This window comes from Levilactobacillus lanxiensis (assembly GCF_016861655.1).
Classification (GTDB): Bacteria; Bacillota; Bacilli; order Lactobacillales; family Lactobacillaceae; genus Levilactobacillus; species Levilactobacillus lanxiensis.
This window is the reverse complement of the sequence record NZ_BOLN01000011.1, coordinates 96262-119255: the sequence shown is the minus strand read 5'-3', so window position 1 is coordinate 119255 and position 22994 is coordinate 96262. Positions and strand designations below refer to the sequence as shown.

Annotated in this window: 19 protein-coding genes; 3 read left to right on the top strand and 16 right to left on the bottom strand. The window is 50.9% G+C overall.

Annotation, left to right across the window (positions count from 1 at the left end; all coding sequences use genetic code 11):
- Positions 1–445: 445 nt before the first annotated feature.
- From dusB to pth, 11 genes are all read right to left on the bottom strand, one after another.
- Positions 446–1459: a tRNA dihydrouridine synthase DusB gene (gene dusB / locus JUF22_RS12760; RefSeq protein ID WP_203646872.1), complete on the bottom strand. Its 1014-nt coding sequence runs from the start codon at positions 1457–1459 to the stop codon at positions 446–448.
- A gap of 8 nt (positions 1460–1467) precedes the next feature.
- Positions 1468–2355 (bottom strand): Hsp33 family molecular chaperone HslO, encoded by an 888-nt coding sequence (gene hslO / locus JUF22_RS12755; RefSeq protein WP_203646870.1) that lies wholly within the window; start codon positions 2353–2355, stop codon positions 1468–1470.
- 162 nt (positions 2356–2517) lie between these two features.
- Positions 2518–4623 (bottom strand): ATP-dependent zinc metalloprotease FtsH, encoded by a 2106-nt coding sequence (gene ftsH, locus JUF22_RS12750; RefSeq protein ID WP_203646868.1) that lies wholly within the window; start codon positions 4621–4623, stop codon positions 2518–2520.
- A gap of 107 nt (positions 4624–4730) precedes the next feature.
- The gene (hpt, locus tag JUF22_RS12745; RefSeq protein ID WP_125765517.1) at positions 4731–5273 is read right to left on the bottom strand and encodes a hypoxanthine phosphoribosyltransferase; all 543 of its coding nucleotides are present in this window, start codon (positions 5271–5273) and stop codon (positions 4731–4733) included.
- A gap of 16 nt (positions 5274–5289) precedes the next feature.
- On the bottom strand, positions 5290–6657 hold the full coding sequence (gene tilS, locus JUF22_RS12740; protein WP_203646862.1) for a tRNA lysidine(34) synthetase TilS: 1368 nt from the start codon (positions 6655–6657) through the stop codon (positions 5290–5292).
- Positions 6658–6729: 72 nt separating this feature from the next.
- Positions 6730–7296 (bottom strand): S1 domain-containing RNA-binding protein, encoded by a 567-nt coding sequence (locus tag JUF22_RS12735; protein ID WP_203646856.1) that lies wholly within the window; start codon positions 7294–7296, stop codon positions 6730–6732.
- A gap of 225 nt (positions 7297–7521) precedes the next feature.
- Positions 7522–7929 (bottom strand): FtsB family cell division protein, encoded by a 408-nt coding sequence (locus JUF22_RS12730; RefSeq protein ID WP_203646855.1) that lies wholly within the window; start codon positions 7927–7929, stop codon positions 7522–7524.
- A gap of 237 nt (positions 7930–8166) precedes the next feature.
- Positions 8167–8439: an RNA-binding S4 domain-containing protein gene (locus JUF22_RS12725; RefSeq protein WP_125584007.1), complete on the bottom strand. Its 273-nt coding sequence runs from the start codon at positions 8437–8439 to the stop codon at positions 8167–8169.
- A 1-nt stretch (position 8440) separates the two neighbouring features.
- A complete protein-coding gene (locus tag JUF22_RS12720) occupies positions 8441–10021 on the bottom strand; it encodes a polysaccharide biosynthesis protein (RefSeq protein ID WP_203646853.1) in 1581 nt (526 codons plus the stop codon).
- 30 nt (positions 10022–10051) lie between these two features.
- Positions 10052–13603, bottom strand: a complete 3552-nt coding sequence (mfd, locus tag JUF22_RS12715; RefSeq protein ID WP_203646851.1) for a transcription-repair coupling factor — start codon at positions 13601–13603, stop codon at positions 10052–10054.
- A 16-nt stretch (positions 13604–13619) separates the two neighbouring features.
- A complete protein-coding gene (pth, locus tag JUF22_RS12710; protein ID WP_125765511.1) occupies positions 13620–14177 on the bottom strand; it encodes an aminoacyl-tRNA hydrolase in 558 nt (185 codons plus the stop codon).
- 828 nt (positions 14178–15005) lie between these two features.
- Here pth and JUF22_RS12705 point away from each other — a divergent pair.
- The 3 genes from JUF22_RS12705 to cbpA all read left to right on the top strand — a co-directional run bounded on the left by JUF22_RS12705 (position 15006) and on the right by cbpA (position 18875).
- A complete protein-coding gene (locus JUF22_RS12705; RefSeq protein ID WP_125765510.1) occupies positions 15006–15971 on the top strand; it encodes an L-lactate dehydrogenase in 966 nt (321 codons plus the stop codon).
- Positions 15972–16533: 562 nt separating this feature from the next.
- A complete protein-coding gene (locus JUF22_RS12700) occupies positions 16534–17922 on the top strand; it encodes a L,D-transpeptidase family protein (RefSeq protein WP_203646849.1) in 1389 nt (462 codons plus the stop codon).
- Positions 17923–18233: 311 nt separating this feature from the next.
- The gene (gene cbpA, locus JUF22_RS12695) at positions 18234–18875 is read left to right on the top strand and encodes a cyclic di-AMP binding protein CbpA (RefSeq protein WP_048732552.1); all 642 of its coding nucleotides are present in this window, start codon (positions 18234–18236) and stop codon (positions 18873–18875) included.
- Between the two features lie 110 nt (positions 18876–18985).
- Here cbpA and JUF22_RS12690 read toward each other — a convergent pair whose 3' ends face one another.
- From JUF22_RS12690 to JUF22_RS12670, 5 genes are all read right to left on the bottom strand, one after another.
- The gene (locus tag JUF22_RS12690; RefSeq protein ID WP_203646847.1) at positions 18986–19378 is read right to left on the bottom strand and encodes a type II toxin-antitoxin system PemK/MazF family toxin; all 393 of its coding nucleotides are present in this window, start codon (positions 19376–19378) and stop codon (positions 18986–18988) included.
- A gap of 35 nt (positions 19379–19413) precedes the next feature.
- Positions 19414–19647, bottom strand: a complete 234-nt coding sequence (locus tag JUF22_RS12685; RefSeq protein WP_125765507.1) for a hypothetical protein — start codon at positions 19645–19647, stop codon at positions 19414–19416.
- An 82-nt stretch (positions 19648–19729) separates the two neighbouring features.
- Positions 19730–20851, bottom strand: a complete 1122-nt coding sequence (gene alr / locus JUF22_RS12680; protein ID WP_203646845.1) for an alanine racemase — start codon at positions 20849–20851, stop codon at positions 19730–19732.
- Between the two features lie 2 nt (positions 20852–20853).
- On the bottom strand, positions 20854–21213 hold the full coding sequence (gene acpS, locus JUF22_RS12675; protein WP_203646843.1) for a holo-ACP synthase: 360 nt from the start codon (positions 21211–21213) through the stop codon (positions 20854–20856).
- Positions 21214–21396: 183 nt separating this feature from the next.
- The gene (locus tag JUF22_RS12670) at positions 21397–22539 is read right to left on the bottom strand and encodes a baeRF6 domain-containing protein (protein ID WP_203646841.1); all 1143 of its coding nucleotides are present in this window, start codon (positions 22537–22539) and stop codon (positions 21397–21399) included.
- Positions 22540–22994 lie beyond the last annotated feature (455 nt).

Below are 22994 nucleotides of genomic sequence, written 5' to 3'. Positions count from 1 at the left end.
GGTTTGATACCAAGTATCAAACCGCCCTACACATATTTGGTTTGTCGAAACAATGTTCAGTTTTCAAAGGTCTACCAAGTTGTCATAAGAAGCAATTCCTCCGTGACAACTTTTAAAGTATATCATGTCGTTTAAATCGTGTCAACATCTTTTTTCAACTCTCTGAATATTTATTCAATACTCATAAAACCGAAATCACTATGATTAGCACGCCTTGACAACACTAACTATTCTATCAGTTACGATTTAACTCGTCAAGCACTAATTTCAAATCCTGATTAACTATTCAAGAATCTGTTATTTATGCATGAACATTGCCAAATCAGCAACAGGTAATATCTTATCAATTATCTGCACTTCGGTCAAGGGAATTTATCAATAAAAACAAAAAAAGAACCCAGAAATTAATCTGGGTTCTTCAAAATCGATCTGATAGTCGCGGCACCTACTCAGCAAACCGCTTGACTGATGCCCGCTGACTGCGTGCCGCCATCTTAGCCAAAAACTCTTCCAAGATATCGACCATCACGTTTTCATCAGTGGCATCCGTCAAAGCGACCTTGGTCCTGGCAGCGTGTGGGATACCCTTCAAGTAATAAGCCACTTGGTTACGAAAATCTCGCGGCCCCTCCTCTGGTCCCTTGGCCGCACATAACTTATGCAGATGCTCTTCCGCCGTCGCAACTTTTTCTGCCGCTGTGGGCTCCGGTAAAAGTTCCCCCGTCGCCAGATAATGATTGATCCGACGTAACAGCCACGGATTGCCCTCAACGGCCCGACCAATCATCACGGCATCTGCGCCCACTTCATCTAACATACGTTTCGCATCTTGGGGTGTTCGCACATCCCCATTTCCCATAAACGGAATCGACAGGTGCTGGGCAACCTGAGCCAAGATATCCCAATCCGCTTGGCCCTGATACATCTGTTTCCGAGTACGCCCGTGCATAGCGACCGCTGATGCCCCCGCACTCTCAGCGGCCAGTGCATTTTCGACCGCTAGAATATGGTGATCATCCCAACCCGTGCGCATTTTTACCGTGACGGGCTTTTTAACTGCCGCAACAACTGCAGCGACCATGTCATGAACCTTCTGTGGGTCCAGTAACCATTTGGCCCCAGCATCCGTATTAACCACCTTATTGACCGGACAACCCATATTAATATCGATAATATCGGCTGGGGTCTCTTGATCCACATACTGGGCAGCCTGCACCAACGTCTCCTGTGTGCCCCCGAAGATTTGAATACTCATCGGGTGCTCTCGGGGATCGACCGCCATCATATGAAGCGTTCGCTGGTTATGGTAATGGATCCCCTGCCCTGAAATCATTTCGCATTCCACTAAACCCGCGCCGAACTCTTTACAAATTTGGCGAAAGGCCACGTTGGTCACCCCCGCCATGGGGGCCACAACAACGCGATTCGGAATTTCTACATCACCGATTTTCCACGTCATGGCCTAGCCTACTTTTCTTGGGCTTGTGCCAGAATCGTCCGCAGGTCATCCTCGGAGTATTCATACTTCGTTCCACAGAAATGACAAACGGCTTCAGCACCATGGTCCTGGTCGATCATTTCTTGGAGGGCATCGGGTTGGATTGATGCCAAAGACTTCGCGAACCGGTCCTTAGAACAGTCACACTTAAAGCTAACTGGCATCTTTTGCAAAATCTTGATTTTTTCATCCTTAAACAACAGTTGCAGAATCTCTTCGGGGGTTTGACCATCCAACAGTAATTCAGAAACCATTGGCATTTCCTTTAGGCGTTCTTCCAACCGAGAAATGGCTTCATCGGAAGCACCAGGCATGGTTTGAATCATAAACCCACCAGCAACTTTGACTGTGTTGTTGGGCTGGACGAAGACGGACACCCCAACGGCACTGGGAATCTGTTCCGACTTGGCCAAGTAATAGGTAAAGTCTTCACCCAACTCACCAGAAATCAAAGGCACTTGGCCGGTGTACGGTTGGCCGAGTCCTTGATCCTTGGTTACCGTCAGCATTCCATTGACCCCAACGGCCTTCTTCACATCAATTTTGTGCTTTTCATTTAACGGTAAACTGATATGGGGATACTGGAGGTAGCCCTTAACCGTTCCGTTAGCATTTCCATCCGCCACGATGGCGCCAACGGGTCCATGACCGTTGACCTTCACCGTCAAGCTCTCCTCACCCTTCAATAGAGAGGTTGAGAGCAACATGGTCCCAATCAGGGTCCGTCCTAAGGCTGCCGTTGCGGCGCTCCAGGTATCATGTCGTTGTTGTGCTTCTGCGACCGTCTCCGTGGCATCCACCACGTAGGCCCGGAACATCCCATCATCAATTAAGCTTTTTACTAAATAATCTGCCATACGTTTAAAACGTCCTTTCGTTCAATTCATCATGCCCTACATTACCAGAAACCACATTTTTTGCAAATAGAAGCCTTTTCGGGTGCCAGTATCTAGCACGCATCCCCAAATCCTGGAGACAGCAAAAGGAGCGAGATCCGTGATCTCGCTCCCCTAACGTGACTATTCGGAATCGTCGGTATCCTTTGGATCATCGGCTGCCGAACTAGCTGCTGAGTTAGCCTGTGAAGACTCACTGCTTGCAGCGGACGAAGCTAACTTGGCTTCCATAGAAGCTTGCCGTTCTGCTTCGCGCCGTTCTAATTCGCGCTTAGATTCTTCAAACGTTGCCGCCTTTTCACTTGGAAATTCGTTGTTGCTGTCTTTTTCAGGCATCTTCCCAGTGTTAAACAAGCTGAGAATTTGCTTTTCGTCCAGCGTTTCGTATTTCAGCAAGGCATCCGCAATAATCTTGTGTTCTGCTTTATGTTCTTCCAAAATCTTCCGAGCAGTCTCGTGGGCTTCTCCGATGATTCGGCGAACTTCAGTATCGATTAAACTAGCGGTGTGTTCAGAGTAACTTGGTTGGCCAGGGTAACCCGCACCAGCGAATGGTTGGCCGCCAGCACTTTCCAGTGCAACGGTCCCCAAAGCATCACTCATCCCATACTGGGTAACCATGGAACGGGCAATTTGCGTTGCCTGTTCAAAGTCATTGGAGGCCCCAGATGATTCGGAGTGGAAGATTAACTCTTCGGCCGTCCGACCACCCATTAACCCGGCAATCTGTTCCATGGCATCCTTCTTGGACATCAGCATTTGATCTTCCCGTGGGAGCATAATTGCATACCCGCCGGCGCGACCACGAGGGACAATCGTGACCTTGTGAACGACCCGCGCATCGTTTAACACTAACCCGACAATGGTATGCCCGGCTTCATGGTAAGCAACGGTCTTGCGTTCTTCAGGACTGATGACCCGATCCTTCTTAGCTGGCCCAGCGATAACTCGGTCTTCGGCTTCATCTAAATCAGAAGCGTCAATCTGAGTCTTGTTCCGCCGTGCAGCTAATAAGGCAGCTTCGTTCAAGAGGTTTTCCAAGTCAGCCCCGACAAAGCCAGGGGTTTGCTTAGAAATTTCTTTCAAATCAACGTCGTTAGCTAATGGCTTGTTCTTGGCGTGAACCTTCAGAATCGCTTCACGACCCTTAACGTCTGGCCGACCAACTAAAATCTTCCGGTCAAAACGACCTGGCCGCAGTAAAGCGGGGTCCAAGACGTCAGAACGGTTGGTTGCAGCCATCACGATGACGCCTTCACTCCCAGTAAACCCGTCCATTTCAACCAGCAATTGGTTCAACGTTTGTTCACGTTCATCGTGGCCACCGCCCATGCCGGCACCCCGTTGACGACCAACCGCATCGATTTCATCAATGAAGATGATGGAAGGAGCGGCCTTCTTGGCCTGTTCAAAGAGATCCCGCACACGGCTAGCCCCGACACCAACGAACATTTCCACGAAATCTGAACCAGAAATCGAGAAGAATGGTACCGCCGCTTCACCAGCAACGGCTTTCGCCAGCAACGTCTTACCAGTACCAGGAGGACCCTCCAGCAAGACACCAGATGGTATCCGGGCACCTAATGAAACAAACTTACGTGGATTCTTCAAGAACTCAACAACTTCGACAAGTTCTTGCTTTTCCTCCTCCTCACCAGCAACGTCAGCGAAGCGAACCTTGTTCTCTTTGCTATCGGCTGGTTTGGCCTTACTCTTACCAAAGTTCATGACTCGGCCATTGCCGCCGCCTTGGCCGGCTTGACCCATCATCATGTAGAAGAAGAAGATGAAGATAACCAGTGGTGCTGCATAGACTAACAAGTTAATCCAGAAACCACTCGACTCTTCTGCTTTGGTGTTGACCTTTACGTTGTGATTCTTGGCGGTCTTGTCAATCTCGGAAACCGTCGAGTTATTCGTTAAGACTTGCGTGGTGAAGCCCGTCACAGCGGTGCTCTGAGAACCGCCAAGACTGAAGCCGGTATTGGTCGAGCGCTTTTGCGCGTTCCGATACTCACCGGTAATCTTGTAAACTCCTCCGGAAGGTTGAATGGAGAAATTCTTGATCTTATTCGCATTTAAATCTTTAACGAACTGACTCGATTGGATTTCTTGGGATTGTGAGCTGTTGTTGTTACCGTTGAATAGGTAAACAACACCAATGACCAACAAGAAGATCACAATGTAAAATAGACTATTACGAAACAGCCCATTTCGTCGATTATTCATGTCGTGCCTCCTTACTCACAGTTCCCAGCATTAAGATAGGAACGAAATTTAGGGCTCATGCCCTTTTACTAAATAAGATGTTATCACAATTGACTATCATTGACTAATTATTTATCTGAATAAACTGAGGGCTTCAAAACACCCACGTACGGAAGGTTCCGGTACTTTTCTTCGTAGTCCAAACCATAGCCAACCACGAACTCGCTCGGAACGTTAAACCCAACGTAATCCGCCTTCGCTTCAACCACGCGACCACTAGGCTTATCCATCAACGTGCAGACCTTGATAGACTTGGCGTTCCGGTCCTTCAACAGGTCTTCCAAGTACTTCAGCGTCCGCCCCGTATCGATAATGTCTTCAACTAACAAAATGTCGCGCCCAGAGACGTCGGTATCCAGGTCCTTGAGTAACTTGATGGTCCCAGAAGAGGCTGTGCCCCCGTTGTAACTGGAAACATCGATAAAATCAATGGTCGCGTAAATATCCATGTCGCGAATCACATCGGTCATGAACAAGATAGCCCCCTTTAACACACAGATGATCAAGGGCGTCTTGTCTTTGTAATCCTCGGAGAGTTGGGTGCCCAACCGTTTGCAGGCTGCGGCAATGTCTTCTTCACTATATAGGACCTTCAAAATATCGTTATTCATGCTGTTCCCCTTTCGCCTATTCATGCTTCCAAACAATATGATAGTTTTTTGTGTGCGGTCGTGGTGGCCAAACCGACCACTTCACGCCAAGCACCGCCAGGAGATCTCCCGTTGCCGTGACCAAGACCTGTTGCGCAGGTCGCTGGTCGCGGGGCACCTTTGCATTGATCAAAACGCGCCGGACTGATTGGTGATGACCGGTTGCGAGTCGCACCTGATCATCAGCCTGCCAGGGTCGGACCATTAACGGTAACTGGTCCGCCGTCAATGCCACGGTGGTATGGGGAGTGTGTTCCTGAAGGCGGTTTGCCGTGAAGCAACCGAGTTGCCAGCCGTTACCAACTGGCCGCCATTGGTTTAAGTCTACCATAAATCTAAAATGTTCCACGGATTTTTGCTGTAAATTTTTTATTGGTAAAAATTGAAACCTTTCATAGTCTTTATAAAAGGCCCAACCACCCGCAAAGGACACCGTTCCCGTCGGCCGCTGGGGGTTGGCTAACAGCTGTAAACACTGGGTGACGCGCGACTCACTGGTCGATGCTGCTGGTGCGACCTGCTTGATGAACCGACTGAGTAACAGGTGTTGTTCAGCAACCGGCCGGGCCAACAATTTATCCCCATCCCCGGTCAAGGGCACTGACGTCACCACAATCTCCTGAAGTGTCGCCGTCAAAGCCTGTTCCGCCACCGCCAGCGTCGCCTGCAGCTGCTCAGCGTACGCCAACAAATGCGAAACGACCTGGGGATTCTCCCGCTTGAGTTGCGGTAAAATCTCGTGACGCACCCGATTACGGCTAGCCACCAGTTCCTGGTTCGTCTGGTCCTCATACCAGGGAATCTGCTGTTGACGCGCGTACGCCACCAACTGCGCCTTGGTAAATGGCAGTAGCGGATGAATCACCTGTCCCGATGCCAAAGGTCTGCTGGGAGCCATCCCCGTCAATTGGGTCAGGTCCCCGCCCCGAATGAGCTTCAGCAGCAGGGTTTCCGCCTGCTCATCGGCCTGATGGGCCGTGGCGACCCAAGCAGCGCCCTGTTGCTGCATCTGTTCCGCAAAGAAGTGGTAGCGAAACTGCCGCGCCGCCGCTTCGATGCCGTGTGTCGGGTGCTGATCACGTGGCCAGTCCGTCTTGACGAGCGGCACGTGATGCGCCACACACCAGCGTTCCAGGAAGGCAGCTTCCGTTTGACTTTGCGCTCGCAAGTGATGGTTGACGTGAACCACGGTCAATTTGGGCCGCTGGTCTGCGGGCAAGCTTAGTAGGAGGCCCAATAGAACCATGGAATCAACTCCGGTCGACACGGCTACCAGCCCCCGTTTCTGGGGGTCAGCCCATCCCTGCGCTTGAAAATTCCGCTGAAAATCCGCTGCCAGTGTCACTGTCTCGCCCCCGTCTCACTTTACCTTTGTTAAGAAAAAGGGCCGCACGAATGCGGTCCTGATTAAAGACATTTAGCTACGACGGCCACCACGACCGCCCCGCTTGCCTTCAGTATTACGTTTAATCGTTGCCAAGCGGTCCTCACTTTGCTTCAAGAACCCTGACATCAAGTCGTCGAAGCTTTCTTCATGTTTAGCCGAGTGATGACCCGAGAAGCGGCCATTAGCTGAACTGTGATGTGGCCGGGGACCGTTATTTTCAAAGCGACGGCCGTGGCCGTTGCTTTCCCCGCCGTGATTACCACCGTTGCCGTGGAACTCATGGTTGCCGCCACGATTATTGTTATCGTGATGACTTTCATGATGGTCATTGTGGCTGTGATGTGGCCGCTCTGACTCTGGATGATCCGTGGCTTTACGAATCGACAAACCAATCTTGCCGTCATCGCCCACGGTCAATACCTTAACCGTTACTTCGTCACCAACGGATAAGACGTCATGGATGTCCTTAACGTACCCGTCAGAAATTTCACTAATGTGCACCAGCCCGGTCTTGTGGTCACCTAAATCAACAAATGCACCAAAGTTCGTAATTCCGGAGACCTTTCCGGTAACTTTAGCTCCAACCTCGATTGCCATAAACAAGAAGTTCCTCCTTAAAATAAGTGCTTTCAGTATAACACAATTCTTCCCAATCCCACACGCCGAGATGAAAAAAATAAAGTCCCTTGACCAACTCATGAGCCCCGGTCAAAGCCTGTTAAATTAACTTTCAAGCTAATTAGTCGGTCGCGCGAATGATTTCCGCGACTAGCCAAAAAATCCGACGGTGCTCATGCAAGCCAATCGTCGGATTTGAACTGATTATTTAGCTGTCACATCACTAGCGTGGTCGCCAGGCAAACTATAAATCGTTTCGCCCGACTTAGAATAGTAGTACTTAGACCGAATCAACTGGGCCAAATAGTCTTTATCGTTCAACTGTTTGATCTCTTGCTTGAGGTCTGCGTTCTTGGCCTTTGTCTTGGTCAAGGTCCGCTCACTCGTCGCCACCTGCTGATTGACCTGATGCAGACTCGCGTGAGTCCGAATCAATTGGACCCCCAAAATAATCGCGAAGACTGCGAAAACCACTAGAATCCGAGTGGCCCGCCGCACGCGCCGATGACCCAGCCAGCGGGTATGATGCTGCACCGCCTGCTGATGCTGAATCTTTCGCGTATAGTCATTGTCTAGCCGTTTAATTTTTGCCGTCGGTTTCGCGTCAGCCATGCCACTCACTCCTCCATGTTTACCAGATAGCTTAACTTGAGTATAGCAAGTTTCAAATTAGACGTCTAGCTAGTTAAGCACATTGTAAAACATTCGTCACATTAGTCGCTTGGATTGGCGGTGTTGCCCCGAAGAAAGCGCCTGCTGATTGCCTTTGCCAGTTCCGTGCCAATCCGAGGTCTGGTAAGTCAGCGACCTAACCTAATCCACCACAACGAACACCTTTGCGGTCGCTAATTATTCTTGACGAAAGTCCTGGGCGTACTCTTCCTTCACGATGGTGTACATCCGTTCGGCGTCGTCCTTCTTCGTGGTCTCTAACAACTCGTCAACTTGGACGGTCAACGTCTTGTTTCCAAACTTAATGACCAATTCATCCTTAGGGGCCACTTCAGTTGAAGACTTGGCAACCTTACCGTTGATTTCGATTCGGCCCTTGTCAGCAATTTCCTTAGCCACTGACCGCCGCTTGATGATTCGAGAAACTTTCAAATATTTATCTAATCGCATCTTATTTTCCTCCGTGTTGGCTAAGTTTCTGCCATAATCGTAAAACTGTTTCTGCGTGCGGAATCGCTAACCATTCCCGCACACTGAGTAACTGCCAACTGAGCGCCAGGCCCAAGAAGATGGCCACGCCAATGGGAATAGTGATCAAGAGGCCCACGCCAGCCGCTAACCGCCCCGTCGCCAAGGCCGGCCACCAGTGTTCCAGGATGACCACCGCGGCTTTCACCCCGGCAACCATCAGAATAGTACAGCCCAACAGGGTGCGAATGTAGCTGCGCGTCCAGATACCGGTTCGCAACGTGACGTCCGACCCGTACCAGATCACTAGGAACGTCACGCCCAGGCTAATGACCGTCAGCCAACTGGCACCGCTCGCGCCAAAGTTGACCACGGCCCAGTGATTGGCCACGGCCTTCACTACCAGACCCGCAACCAGCGCCACGACCGTTAGTCGATAGCTGTTCTGACTCTGTAGCACACTGTTGTAGGTCTGAATCAGGGTAGCCAGGATAATGCTCAGCATGTAGACGCCGAGCATCCAACTCCCCGTGATATTACCAAAGAGAAGCCGGTTGATCCACGGCATCAGACTGATCAGCCCCGCGGTCGCCGCCGTCGCAATCATCAAGGCAATCCGCATCATGGTCGTCGTCAGGCGTTTGAAGGCCTTGGGCCGCTGCTGATGTTGCGCCTCGCTAAGGGCCGGCAACAGTGACGTAGCAAAGGCCACCGCCACGACCAGGCCCAATTGAACTAGCGGTTGGGCCCGGTCGTAAACCCCTTTGAGACTTTTAGCGGCTGCATCGGCCATTCCCCCAGCTACCAGACCATTTTTAACCGTAAATGAATCGACCAGTTGTAACAGGACCATCATGGCCGTGAGGAGACAGAGCGTCCCCCCTTCGATCAGCAAGCGCCGCCCCAAGTGTGGCAGACGCCAACTGGTCCGGACCTCGGGTTGCCGCCACCGCGGGAGCACAACCAGTGCCGCCACGGCCGCAATCGTGCCCCCGCTCAGCGCCCACATGCCCATCCGGTAAACGGACCAGTCATGGGTGACTGCCCAGCCGGCGGCCACCAGAATCACGACGACTCGGACCAGTTGCTCGACGACCTGCGAGCGGGCGGTGGGGAGCATTCGAAACTGTCCTTGGTGGTACCCCCGACCAACTGAAAGCTCTGGCATCAAGAGGAACATCCAGGCCACCATCCGAATCAGTGGCGCTAGCTGGACATCCCCCATTGCCCGAGCGATGCCGGGGGCGCCCACCATCAGGCCACCGAAGAGCACCAGGGCCAGCGCCCAGACCCAGCGATAGACTTGCCGGGCCACGGCCTGCTGACTGGGTAGGTCGGGCGCCTCCGCAATTAATTTGGAAATAAAGACCGGCAATCCACTCAGGGCAAAGGTCATGCCAATGCCATACAGGGGATAAACCTGTTGATACACGTAGAACCCGGTGTTGCCGACCATGTTTTGAAAGGGAACCCGGTAGACCGCACTCAGCAGCTTCGCAATGAACGCCGCTACCGAGAGAATCAGGGCTCCCTGCAAGGTGGTATTTACGTTGCGTTTGCCCATGGTTCCTCCTCCTGCCCAAAGACAGACGTCCTAAGCCTGTTCCTTGGGTTGTTTATCATCTGTCTTTGGTTTCGTGGTGACTTCCACAATATCTCTGAGCGCCGCCATAAATTGTTGGACCTGAGGGAGCCAGTCATTGACCGTCATCTTCGGTTGAATGACCAGTTTCACGTGAAGGCGGTCATCGGTAATGCCGACCGTCGCCTTCAGATCCGTGGCTGCTAAGGCCTTGAAGACATCCTCGCCACCCAGGATATTGGTGCCGCGCTTAGAAATCGTGACAAAGACATCCCCGTTGACTCGGCGAATCTTATCGACTAAGGCTAAGTCCGCCGCCAATTTCAATTGCCCAATCGTCAGCAGTTGGCTGACGGCATCCGGGTATTCCCCGAACCGGTCGATGAGGTCCGCTTGAATCTCACTGACCTCATCGTCATTTTCCAATTGGCGAATGCGTTTGTACATTTCAATCTTTTGTTGTTCGTCTTCGATATAGTCGCTTGGCAGGTAAGCTTCAACGCCCAGTTCGACCGTGGTATCGGTCTTCGGTTGCGTTTGCTTCCCGCGCTTCTTGGCAACGGCTTCACTTAACATTTGCGTGTATAAGTCATACCCGACGGAATTAATGAACCCGTGTTGTTGCTTACCAAGCAAATTACCAGCACCCCGAATGGATAAGTCCCGCATCGCAATCTTGAAGCCGGAACCCAGTTCGGTGAAGTCCTTGATGGCCTCCAGCCGCTTTTCACTGACCTCGGTCAAGACCTTGTTCGGCTTATACGTGAAGTAGGCGTAAGCCACCCGGTTGCTTCGGCCGATTCGGCCCCGCAACTGGTACAGCTGTGACAGACCCATCCGGTCCGCATTTTCAACGAATAACGTGTTGGCATTGGGAATGTCAATCCCGGTTTCGATGATGGTCGTCGTGACCAGCACGTCGTACTCCCCGCGCAGGAAATCAAAGAGCACCCCTTCAAGCTGGGCCTCCGTCATCTTCCCGTGAATGTAGCCGACCCGGGCTTCTGGCACCAGGGACTGCACCTGACCGACCGTCTTTTCGATGTCATCCACCCGGTTGTGCAGGTAGAAGACTTGACCGCCCCGTTGCATTTCCCGGCGAATCCCGTCCTGAATGGCGCCAGCATTTTGTTCCATGACGTAAGTCTGAATAGGGAACCGGTTGGCCGGTGGCGTTTCAATTACTGACAGATCCCGCACACCCAGCATGGACATGTGGAGCGTCCGGGGGATGGGGGTCGCCGTCAGCGTCAAGACGTCCACGTTGGCCTTTAATTCCTTCAACCGTTCCTTATGTTTGACCCCAAATCGCTGTTCCTCATCGACCAGGACCAGGCCTAAATTCTTAAACTTCACGTCCTGTGAGAGCAACCGGTGGGTGCCCACCACGATATCCAGCTGACCGCTTTCCAAATCCTTGATGGACTGGTGAATTTGCTTGGTCGTCCGGAACCGCGAAAACATTTCGACATTAATGGGATAACCCTCAAATCGACTAACCATGGTGTCGTAATGTTGTTGCGCCAAAATGGTCGTTGGGACCAGGAAGGCCACTTGTTTACCCGCCTCGACCGCCTTAAAGGCTGCCCGCAAGGCGACTTCGGTCTTCCCGTAACCCACGTCACCGACCAGCAAACGGTCCATTGGCCGGGGCTTTTCCATGTCGTGCTTGACCTCTTCGACGGTTCGGAGTTGGTCAGGTGTTTCAGCATACGGAAAGTCATTTTCAAAGTCCGTCTGTAGACTGTCATCGACTGGGAAGGCAAACCCCTTTTCGGCCGCCCGCTTGGCATAGAGGTCGACCAGTTCGTCCGCGATGTCTTCAATCTTAGCCGCGACTTTTCGCTTGGTCTTGGCCCACTCGGACCCACCCAGCTTGTTGATGCGGGGCTTCTTGTCTTCTGAGGAAACGTATTTTTGAATCAGATTTAACTGGGTGACCGGGATAAACAACTGTGCGTTGTCTTGGTAATCGATGGTCATGTAGTCCTGATGGACCCCATCGACCGTCAGCGTCTGCATCCCGATGAACTTCCCAATCCCGTGATTGACGTGCACCACGTAATCGCCGGGCTTCAAGTCGGTATAACTCTTCAACCGTTCGGCGTTCGCCATGGTCTGCCGCCGGGCCCGCTTCTTCGTGATTTTCTGGAACATTTCGGCTTCCGTAATGATCACGAGGTTGGCCTCGGGCAATTCAAACCCGGTCCGCAACCGTTCGGGGACCAGCTGGGTCAGATTAGGTTGGAGGTTGGCGGATTTGGTCAAGACGACCTTAATTTCAAAATCATCTAACGTTTGCTCAATCTTTTCCAGCCGTTCCTCATCTTGAACCAGGAGCACGACCGTCTGGTTTTGCTTCTGCCAGCGGTCGATTTCCGTCTTCATCACGGGGAGTTGCCCGAAGAACTGTTGCATGGCGCGTGTCGTGATGTTAGTGATGGCTTGGAACCGTAAGCTCCCCATCCCCTTCTGGAACAGGGCTAGCATCAGCTGCGCGTGCTTGTCTTCCTTCACGATGGGCCGCAGTTCACCGCCAAAAATTTGGTGTGCAAAAATCTGGTGATGACTCAACTTATCGGTGGCCCAATTGGCTTCATCTTCTAATAATTGCCGTTCGGCGTCTTGTAAACGCGAATAGTCCCCGAACAACGCCAATCCATCAGCCGGTAAGTAGTCCAGCAATTGATTGTGTTCTGGGAATAAGTAATCCGCAAACTCCATTAGCTGGGGATCGACGGACCCTTTTTTCAGGCCATCGATCAGCGGTTGGACCTGATCCGTCAGATTCGTGGCCGCATCGGCCGCCAATTTACCAGCCTGCTTAGTCAGTTCAGCCGTCAGAGCTGCCGCACCCGCCGTCCGTTCCGCCGCCGTTAAAATGAAATCGGTGGCAGGCAGGACTTCAACCGTCTCAGCGTTTTCAATGCTGCGTTGGGTTGCCGGGTCAAAGTAGCGCAGTGAATCGACCTCGGTGTCAAAGAAGTCCAGCCGAACCGGATAGTCGGCCGCCAGCGGGTAAATGTCCACGATGGACCCCCGCACGGCGAAGTCCCCGGGGCCAGCCACCAATTTCTGATGCGCATAGCCCATGGCAAACAGCCGCTGCTGCAAGTCTTCCAGGTCAAAGTCGTCGCCGACCTTAACGGTAAACCGGGCCGCCGCGAAGTTAGCCGGTGCCGGTAAAAACCGCCGCAGGCCAGACAGCGCCGTCACAATCACGACGGGATGGTCGCTCTGCAAGGCCCGTAAGGCATCAATCCGCGATGATCGGTACTCAGGTGAGCTAGTCGCCACTTCCGCCGCCAATAACTCTTCCACTGGAAATTCAAATAACTCGTCGTCCCTGAGCAAGTTCGCCAGGTCATCGACGAGTTGGCCCGCGTGATAGAGCGTATCCGTCACGTAGACGATTGATCGTTGTTGATCATGGAGCAGGCTGGCGATGAATAAAGTCTCGGCAGAACCATTGAGTCCGGTCACCAGTTGGCGTTGGCCGGGCGCTAACGTCCGCTTGATGTCTTTAAACTGCGTCGTCTGCGTCATAAATGCTTCTAAATTCACGCGATAACTTCCTATCCTAGTTGTACAGGTTCATCAACTGAGTAAATTCGGTTCCCTTTAACCAGTCATCCAGAGCAGCAACAGCCTTATCCGTGGCCTGGTTGAAGAGCGGTTGTTGGTCCTTGGTAAATTTCCCCAAGACGTAATCGACCACGGTGTGTTGTTCGGGGTGGGCAATACCGACCCGTAACCGGGCAAATTTTTCAGTCGAGACGTGAGCGATGATGCTCTTGATCCCGTTATGACCCCCAGCAGAGCCGTGATCCCGTAACCGGATTCGGCCCAGTGGGAGATCCATGTCGTCGTGAACCACGATGATGTCTGCCACGTCGATCTTAAAGTAGTTCATGATGGGATGAACGGCCCGGCCGGATTCGTTCATAAACGTCGTGGGCTTGACGACTAAGACCTTTTCGCCGTTGACCATGCCGCTGCCGTACTTGGCATCCATCTTCCGCGTCGTCAGGTCAATGCCGTGTTCCTTGGCAAAGGCATCAACGACCATGAAACCGGTGTTGTGCCGCGTACCATCATACTGGGGACCAATGTTTCCTAAACCAACAATCATTTTCATTTTTTAAAATTTCTCCCTTAAAGCTGTGTATTCCGAGCTAGAGACAAAAGAGCTGGACGGGAGCCATTGCTCCCCGTTCAGCCGCTCAGGTTATCTTTTTTGTCAAATTTACCACCTGTCAGTATAGCATAGTCCCCCTTGAACTTCACGCATCCAGCCCGGTTTCGCAACGGTTTACCACGCCACGCCTGACGAGACTGCCAGTGATCGATTGTCTTGTTCACGAAAAGTGGCCACTCCCCCGTTAACCTTGCTTTCTCTGATCTCTCAATGACCGGCGCGTTCATCCGAAAATGCCCCGACACAATCACTGCCGCTAGGTCCGATGAAACACCAACCGACTCGTCCCCGTTTTGACAAACTTTCACATTTATTTTTCTCCATTAAAGTGCGCGGAATTCCAGTGCGACCGTTTTTACCCGTTTTCCATGTGAAAATTTTCAGGCGCTTTCACGATTCACGCCCTCGCCATTTTAACGAGCTTGTGAAAGTTTTTCGCTGCCACCGGCGGTAGACCGGCTATTCTTTAACCTATTGGTCGAGTGGTTGATTGCGTTATTCACGTAAGGCTTGCTCAGTCAAACAAACGTGATCCATTCTGAATACAAATATCTCTATGTCGGGTTTTACCAGTACTTTACAGTGATTAGGTGTCACCTGTTCACGGCTAAATTCACGAGTGATTTTCCACTAATTGGTCAGTCTCTGAAAAAATAAATGATATTTTTCACAAAATTTTAGCCCACGCAATGGCTTTCATCCTTTTAACATGGTATACTAACTCACGGGTATTATTGCGTACCTTGATGTCAAAATACTTATTTGGAGATGAAGAATTTGACTACTAAGACTCATCAAAAAGTTGTTTTAGTTGGGGACGGTGCTGTTGGTTCAGCATTCGCCTACTCAATGGTAAACCAAGGATTAGCAGAAGAATTAGCTATTGTGGACGTTGTTAAGGAACGGACTGAAGGGGACGCTCTTGATCTTGAAGATGCACAAGTCTTCACCGCACCTAAGAACGTATACTCTGGTAGCTACGACGATTGCAAAGATGCTGACGTTGTTGTTATCACTGCCGGTGCCGCACAAAAGCCAGGCGAAACTCGTTTGGACTTGGTTAACAAGAACCTTAAGATCATCAAGGCTGTTGTTAAGCCAGTTGTTGATTCCGGCTTCGACGGGATCTTCATCATCGCTGCTAACCCAGTTGACATTTTAACTTACGCTACTTGGAAGTTCTCTGGTTTCCCTAAGGAAAAGATCATCGGTTCCGGGACTTCATTGGACACTTCTCGTCTGCGCGTTGCTCTGGCTAACAAGCTGGATGTTGACCCACGGAACGTTGAAGCTTACATCATGGGTGAACATGGTGACTCCGAATTCGCCGCTTACGACGAAGCTACTATCGGTTCAAAGCCATTGAAGACCATTGCTAAGGAACACGGCATCTCTGATGACGACTTAGCTAAGATCGAAGACGACACTCGTAACAAAGCTTACGAAATCATCAACCGTAAGGGCGCAACCTTCTATGGTGTTGCTACCTGCTTGATGCGGATCACTAAGGCTGTTCTGCGTGACGAAAACGCCGTATTGCCTGTTGGTGCCCCATTGAACGGTGAATATGGTTTGGACGATATCTTCATCGGTACTCCTGCAATCATCAACGCTAAGGGTATTGAAAAGGTTATCGAAGTCCCACTTTCAGACAAAGAAAAAGACTTGATGGCTAAGTCAGCTGCTACCTTGAAGAAGGTTACTGCTGATGGTTTAGCTGCTCTTGAAGGCTAAGCTTTAGCTTAAATTTTCGAATCGTCGTTCCCTTGCGGAGCGGCGATTTTTTTGTCCCATTTTTTACGGAGCCACCCATGCTGGCAAAAGCTGAGATAGACTTAACGCGTTCTGCCGTGGCTTTTGCATAAGCATATACGAGTGGCATAATTAGGTTAAATTAATGGTCTACTGGTTCATTGACGATTTACTCACTGACTATTTTAACCAATCACGAAGAGGAAGCCCGTCAAATCAGCGTTTACCTAGTGTTCAAGACTAGATGTACACAATTAAGTTAGCTGCAATGAACTCACCCCATTTTATTTAGGGCACCCTTACCTTTAAAAATCGTCAATCTATGTCTGCGGTCTATTAATCAATTAATGGTCAACCCGCCGGAATACCCACGCCTGAAATTTTTTTAATTCTTTTAGATGCTGATATGAAAGTAATGTAACCGTTAACATTAATGCTTCTACGTTGCGATTTAAGGTAGTTTGAAGTAAGCTTGGGGTATGCTATTGGTGATAGTTAAGCATGACGACTTTTCCTCCACTGGCTATTTTAGGAGGTCACACCTATGAAAAAGAAAAACGCCTTCGTGATTGGCATCGTTACCGCTGCTGTAGCGGTCGGTGCCATTTACGTGGGACAAGCCTTACACTATTCTTCAGCTCAGGTCTTCTTCAAGGACACTGAGATTGCCGGCGTCAACGTCGGTGGGAGCACGGCGAGCCAAGCGGCCACCAAGTTAAAAGCGGCTCTGAAGGATCAGCAGTACACGTTAAAGGACGGCAGCAAGACCGTCACCACGATCAAAACGAACCAAGTCGACTTGAAGGTCACTTCACAGTCGGCCCTTAAGCAACTCATCAGTAAACAAAACGTTTGGAGTTGGCCCGTTCACGTGACGACCGCCACGGCAGATAGCATTGCGCTCAACGCCAGTGACGAGAATCAAGAAAGCGTTCAAACTTTGGCCACCAAGATTGCGACCAAAGCGAACAAGACGCGGACGGCTGCTAAGGACGCCACGTTCAGTTACCAGGATGGTTCTTGGGCTGTGACCAAGGAACAAAAGGGTAATCAACTGGACACTGACAAGTTAGCCAAGTCCATCACGACGGCCATTGAACAGGGATCAACGACGATCAACGTTGCCGGCGATTACATTCAGCCTAAGGTCACGACCACCTCTGCATCATTTAAGGCCGCTAAGACCAAGGCTACGGCCATCACCCAACAAACTTACGTCTACAAGCTCAGTGGTCACAAGATCACGGTTCCTAGCGAAACGTTAGCTAGCTGGGTTACCTTTAAGGGCGGTCAGTTGGCAACGGATGACGCTGCCATCAAGACTTACCTGACTAAGTTAAGTACAAAATATGGCACCGTTCATAAGACACGGACGTTCAAGTCCACCAAGCGCGGAACGGTTAAAGTTCCTGCCGGTCTGTATGGCTGGAGCATCAAGGTGAAAACCGAGACGCCAGCGCTTAGCAAACTGGTTCTGGCCGGTAAAGGCATGGATCGCACCCCTGCTATTCAAGGGAGCGGCTACCACAATAACGGCACAGATATTGGCAAGTCTTACGTTGAAGTTGATAAAGTCAATCAGCACATGTGGGTTTATAAAAATGGAAAAGTCGTCGTTTCTACTGACGTTGTAACTGGATTACCAACCACGGCACACCATACGCCTGCCGGAGTTTGGGTCATCTGGAGTAAGCAACGGAACACCACATTAAGAGGTCAAAACGATAACGGTTCCAGCTACGCATCCAAGGTTAAGTACTGGATGCCAATCGATGATACCGGTGTCGGGATTCACGATTCGCCATGGCAACCCCAATACGGTGGGACCTGGTACAAGGCACATGGCTCACACGGCTGTGTGAACACACCACCTTCCAAGATTGCGTCCGTCTTTGCGAACGTGAAGGTCGGGACCCCCGTCATTGTCTTCTAATGGAAATCTAAAAAAGTTGCGTCCACCTTTAACGGTGACGCAACTTTTTATTTGGTCGTTTAGAAAATCATACCGATTGCCAACAAGACTAAGATTGCCACGAAGGCCGCTAGGGTCCAGTAAAGCCACTTCTTCGTGATAATTGGCTTGTTATCGGGATCATCTGTATTCTTCACGAGTCCACCCTCCTTAACCACGCTTTCTTTTATTTTACCACGAAATTCCCCGAAAATTGCTACCCGTTGGCGGGTGAAATATGGTATTATTAGAAGAGATTATTAGAAGTTTCTAATTTTAGGAGGTCATCTGCTATGCTGCTTAAATCCCTAGTGAAACCGAAGGAACGCTTAGTTACGGTTCGCGAGGACGTCACCTTGGAACAAGCCTTAAAGGTCTTGGAAGACTCGGGCTATCGATGTGTGCCGATTCTAGATGAAACGGGGCAAATTTTCCGGGGGAACATCTACAAAATGCATATCTATCGCCACAAGTCTCGCGGCGGCGACATGCAGCTCCCAGTGACATCACTGCTGAAAAATGCCACGAAGTTTATTTCCGTTAACGCGGCCTTCTTCAACGTGTTCTTCTCCATCAAGGACTTGCCTTACATCGCCGTGTTAGACGACAAGAATGCCTTCTATGGTATCTTGACGCATACCCGGTTGATGGACATGCTGTCACAATCCTGGAACGTGAACATTGGAAGTTACGTGATCACCGTCGTTTCAGCCGGTGAACGTGGTGACCTGGCTGGGATGGCCAAAATCATCACCAAGTACACGTCGATTGCCAGTGTCATCAGTCTGGATGCCCAGGAAGGCGAACTGGTTCACCGGACCATGTTCACCCTCCCCGCAGAAGTTGACGAAGAAAAGCTTGATCGGATCGTCAAGGCACTGGAACGCAAAGAATTCCACGTTCCTGAAATTGAAGATCTGCGTCACGAAAACTAACCGTAACCTTTTAGACCCCCAGCATTTGCCGGTGGGTCTATTTTTTTCACACTAAAAAACGGTCACCCACAAACCAACTGTGCGTGACCGTTTTTTGACGTGCATGACTGCTATGTACTAAATCTACTTCGCTTTTTCTTACGCGCCTTGTCCACCAAGCCGATACTCGTTGCAAGGGCAGCATCTACCGCTGCCATGGTCTTGACATCCAAATGGGTCACCTGGTCTTTCAACCGTTGTTTATCAATTGTCCGAATTTGCTCAAGCAAAATGACGGAATCCCGCTCAATTCCGGTTCGTTCAGCCGAGATGCCCACGTGTGTTGGCATCTTTGGTTTCTCGATCCGAGCGGTGATTGCCGCCACGATTACGGTCGGACTATAGTGGTTCCCCACGTTGTTTTGGATGATTAACACGGGGCGCATGCCACCTTGCTCCGAACCAACGACTGGTGATAGGTCGGCGAAGAAAACGTCACCGCGTTTGACTTCAACACGGGCCATGGGCCGCCATCCCCTATCTGATTAGATTTTAGTTCTTAATTCTTGATCTCGGTTCTACGAAACTGGGTTAACCGCCGTTCGGCTTCCTCTTCACAGGGTGTGAAGGCCCGGGCTAAATCCCGGTTGATCAGAGCCATCGCTTGGTATCCAACAATCAAAGCTAACTTGCGTGCAGCCGCCGAATGCAGTGGAATCAATGCTTCATGCCGCGCATTGCGGGTAATGTGGAGCCGTAACTGTGGTTGATTTAATTGTTGTGACTGAGCCATGAATTGCCCCTCCTCAAGTTAATCACTTCGTCTCATCTAGTTTACCACGAATCGGCAATTCAGGACACAATAACACCGTAAATTAATGACGGTAACACCGCGGCAACCGGCTCGTGAAACCACAAGCAATTTCGTAATGAATCGTCCCACAATAGTCCGCCACGTCTTGGAGACTAATGGTCTCGTCACCATCACGACCGACCAGTGTGACTTGGGTTCCGCGTTGATATTCTGCGGGTAAGCGCACCATTAGTTGGTCCATGCAGACCCGGCCAATAATTTCACAAGGTTGACCATCAACTAAGACATGAAAGCCTTGTAACCGGCGTTCGTAGCCATCGGCATACCCAATCGGTACGGTACCGACCCATTCGGCTTGGCTGGCCGTGTAGGTCGCACCGTAGCCCACAGACTCACCCGCCGCAACCTTTTTTACGTGGACCAGTTCACTGGTTAAACTCATCGCTGGGTGTAAGGTATATGGCAGTTTAACAGCGGTTCCTGAAGGATTCAAACCGTAGCCAGCCACCCCAAACCGAACCATGTTGGCATTGCATTCCGCATGCCACAGGCTCGTTGCCGAGTTTGATACGTGCACGTAGCGGGGCAATTGGTCCAAGGCCCCCGTCAGTGTTTTCCAGGTTGTGACTTGTTGCTTAAAGTAGCGGTCATCTGCACTATCGGCCGTCGAGAAATGCGTGAATATTCCTTCAAAATCAAGGGTATCGTTGTCATTTAGATAAGCTACCGCTGATTGTAAGGCGGCTGGGGTCTTGAACCCAATCCGTCCCATCCCGGTATCCAAGCCTAAGTGGACCCGTAATGGTTGGGCCGCGTGGGCCAACGTCAGGTATTCGTTGGCTTCAACCAGCCAATCTTGAGCGGCGACGGTCGCCGAGATTCGTTGCGTCGCCATCAATGGCGCATCAGCGGGATCACTGACCCCTAACACCAGAATTGGCTCGTTGAACCCAGCAGCCCGTAGCTCTAACGCTTCATCTAAAATGGCCACACAAAAGCCCGTGGCTCCCGCATCCTTAGCCGCTTGCGCCACTTGAACTGCCCCGTGACCGTAGCCATTGGCCTTAACGACCATGAACAAGGCACAACCATCCGCTAACCGTGAAACCGCTGCGTGAATATTTTCTCTTAAAGCCTGCCGATCAATCACTAACTGCGTCGGCCGATGAACCCCAACTACCATGACTAGTTCCCTCTTTCTAAGATGACCTGAGTCATCACTAGCGTGGCCGTATGTGAAATGGACACGTGAGCGACTCCCCCGAATGGGTGACGGACCACGATTGGTTGCCCAGCAGCGTTGTCCAGGATTTCAACGTCTTGGAACCCCACAGCAGCCCCGATTCCGGTCCCCATGGCCTTACTGTAAGACTCCTTAGCTGACCACCGACCGGCAATGTATTCTACCGCTCGTTGACCACTCAACCGTTGATACGCTTGTAACTCGCCAGCCGTTAAGACCTTGTTCAAAAATAACGGCTGTCGCGCGACCACGTCTTTGACCCGGGCTAAGTCCGTAATATCAATGCCGGTTCCGTAAATCATGGCGTCACCTCTCCTATAATGTCTACGTTATATTTTAGCACAGCACCCCCTCATTGACCCCCACAACTTAACCGGTTAAGCCGAATCTTAACTTAATTGCAGAAACATTTCGCCCCTAACTATGTAAAAAAGGAAAGCGTCTCTCTGTCCGCTCTCCCTGATGGAACTATGTTATGTCGTCTTTTAGTGTAACACCGCCGCACGTAACCGCAGTTGCGCAGCTACGGGGCTCAGGGTCGGCATGGCATCTGCCGGGAGGACCTCTACTTTGCCGCCTAAACGGCTAACCAAGAGGGCTAAATCGTTGTACAGGTTATTCTGCCGGCTCAGGGCGGTCGTGGTTAAGACCTCACCCTTTTCCGTCAGGTGCCCAGGTTGACTGGCATCTTCGCGTAACCATAGCCGGAGCACTTGCCCCTGAACCGTGGCGGTCGCGAGGGCCCCCAAGTCTTGCACGACCTGTTCGCCTTGCCGTGCTTGTTGGTAAGCATCGTGGCGAATCTGGGTGGCCTGTACGTGCCGTTGCTCAGTCACGCCGAGGGTCAATGCCGCTAAGGTCTGGTTCGCCGCCGCTAAATTGGGATTTTGCACCAACCGGACCGCGGGATCCAGATAAGCATTTTGCGAAATTTTCCGGAAGTTCCCCTGATCACTGGCACTCGCCACTAAGATCAACGGCACCTGATCCAGATTGGAATAATGTTGGCTCACGTAGCTGTCAACCATCATATAGTAATTCCGTTGGTCCGCGGCCTTGGCCGTATCGAGGGAGCCCGTCCCACTGTAATGGGTGTGCTCACCTGCGGACCGTTGCCAACGACCCCGCCCACGTTGTTCAGTCCCTAAGGCGTGGTCCATGGTCGCTGGTGCATCAACGGGAAGATTGACCAATTCCGGTCGCCCACTCCGTACCTGTGCCAGTTCAAAGGACTTCTGTCCCAAGAGGAGCAGGTCGTAGTCACTGGTCTTGTCACGTGCCTGTAAAATCGGTAGGACGTTCGGCTGGTAAGTCACCGTGACCGTCGCCGACACCGGTGAGTGGAGCCAATAATGATAACTATCCGTGGCTCCCGCCATGATCAGCAGGCCACTCGCACTCCCGTTAGTCAACGGACCGTGGTCAAAGGGTTCAAACGCATCCGCGTAAGCCGACCACGTTCTGTCAGGTACAACGGCGAGCAACCGTTCCTTCCCCTGTTTAAGCAAACTCTTGAATTGGGTGCGGTCAGTGGCCGGAACCCCGGTAACCGGTAGAGTCATGGTAACGAATGGCCCGGGCTGAGTGGCGAGCGTCAGTGCAGCGTGTAAGTCAAAGTGATTTGCCATGTAATTAACCTCCGTGGTTATTGTCATAAGTTTTGTCGTATCAATTCGATAAGGAAACTATATCATGTTCGATTTTAAATTGCAACTAATGTTTTTGATTAAAATACATTTATAGTGTGAATTTATTGCATGAACGTTGATTTACCGGCTTTTGTTTTGGGTGAATTTTTTTGAAAAATTTTTCAGATTTAGTCCGATTTAAGTATTTTTTTAGAGATTATCTGGTTAAAATCGTGGAATTCAGCAGATTGGTGCACGAACTTTCTTATTGTCGATTCTCCAGGTGATGGTTCAGTCAATTCGTTTTCACTTACCAGTCTATCTCAGGTCATTAGATTTTCTTCTAATTGTATATCCCAGTCCTGGCAGCTTCCGAAACGCGTTCCACAGGGCAACTGGTTCCGCTTAACACCGAAAAGCAAAAGTCCCAGGATCAGGGACTTTCACTTTTCGCC